Source organism: Herbiconiux daphne, assembly GCF_024979295.1.
GTDB lineage: Bacteria > Actinomycetota > Actinomycetes > Actinomycetales > Microbacteriaceae > Herbiconiux > Herbiconiux daphnes.
This window is the reverse complement of sequence record NZ_JANLCJ010000264.1, coordinates 1-827: the sequence shown is the minus strand read 5'-3', so window position 1 is coordinate 827 and position 827 is coordinate 1. Positions and strand designations below refer to the sequence as shown.

General features: G+C 40.7%; 1 protein-coding gene. It reads right to left on the bottom strand.

The window, feature by feature from the left end; all coding sequences use genetic code 11:
- A partial coding sequence (locus N1032_RS24525) for a DnaB-like helicase C-terminal domain-containing protein (protein WP_259543127.1) occupies window positions 1–827 on the bottom strand: 827 nt, incomplete at both ends.

Sequence of the window (827 nt, the reverse complement as noted above, 5' to 3'; positions counted from 1 at the left end):
TTGGCCTCCGACTTGCTTCATTTACAGCTCCACCTTGTTCATGTGTAGGGCCAGCTTTTGGTGGATTTAAGTGGCTAAAAACGAAGCAGGTGAAGTTTAATTCTTGACATAGGCCAGCAAGCTCAGCCCCAATTGTGGATATCTCAGAATTGATTTCTGTGGCTGTTAAATGGGATACCATACAAGTTATATTGTCTAGGAAAATAACTTTTACACCGTGCTCTTGAACCCAGAAACGCATACAACGTTTGATGTCTTCCCATTCGTTTTGCCCAAAGTTACGATACAAAAACATCTTTCCATCGTATTTTAAAGCTTCTTGACGGAGCAAATCTGGATCAAACTCAACATCAGGTTTATGAAATGTAATCCCAGCTGATTTACCAGCAACATTCTTTATAGTATTCCCCGGTGTTTCTTCGAGCATGAACATACCACATTTGACATCATATTTCATGATCAAATGTGATACTATCTCGTGAGCAATTAAAGTTTTCCCAACAGAAGTGCCCCCACCTACCGCAATTACTTCTCCATATCGGATACCATATGTGAGTTTAGTTAACCCGGGCCAAGGAAAATCCAAACCCCATTCTGGTTTACGTAATGCATCATCTAAGCATTCTGCTACAGTAGCAGAACCAGATGGACTTTCTTTTGCAGCATTGAAACGAAGGAGATTGTTTAATTCTAGTGAACGCCCTTCCATAACAAGGTCGTTTGCATCTTTAATAGGCTTACCGTCTTTTTTAACACCTTTTGGTATACGAGCTACCTTAATTTTTGGATGCATTCCACGGATAGTAGAAACGGCTGCTTCTCCCGCT